This window comes from Mesorhizobium sp. M8A.F.Ca.ET.181.01.1.1 (genome assembly GCF_004792025.1).
GTDB lineage: Bacteria > Pseudomonadota > Alphaproteobacteria > Rhizobiales > Rhizobiaceae > Mesorhizobium.
Genome location: NZ_SRTV01000047.1, coordinates 1 through 467, shown reverse-complemented (window position 1 = coordinate 467; position 467 = coordinate 1). Strand labels below are relative to the sequence as shown.

At 66.4% G+C, this 467-nt stretch carries 1 protein-coding gene; it reads left to right on the top strand.

What is annotated here, in order from left to right:
* The coding region (locus EN824_RS33510) for a tetratricopeptide repeat protein (protein WP_135933163.1) at positions 1-467 on the top strand (467 nt) is incomplete at both ends.

The window sequence follows — 467 nt, the reverse complement described above, 5'->3', positions numbered from 1 at the left end:
GGCCAGTCGATCAGTTTGTCGGCGTGCTGCCTGAAGGACAACTGCGCGAGTTTATCGAGCGGCTCGTGCCGCAAGGCGCGGACGCGGCGCGCATCGAGGCGCAAGCCGCGCTTGCCGAGGGCCGCCGCGACGAGGCTTACGAGGCGTTGCAGGCCGCGCTCGCAATCGACCCGGGCTTCGACGAGGCGCGCCTCGACCGCATCGAAATGCTGCTCGACGACAACCGGATCGACGAAGCGCGCAACGAAGTGGATCTGCTGTCGCCGAAAACGACGCAGGGCATCGACGCGCGCTTTAACGCGATCAAGACGCGCCTCGACGCCGTGGACGCCGCTGCCGACCTGCCGCCTACCGACGCGCTTGAAGCGCGCGTCGCGAGTCACCCGGAAGATCTGGAAGCGCGCTTCGATCTGGCGAGCGCATTTATCGCGCGACGCAAATATGCGGGCGCGCTAGAACATCTGCTT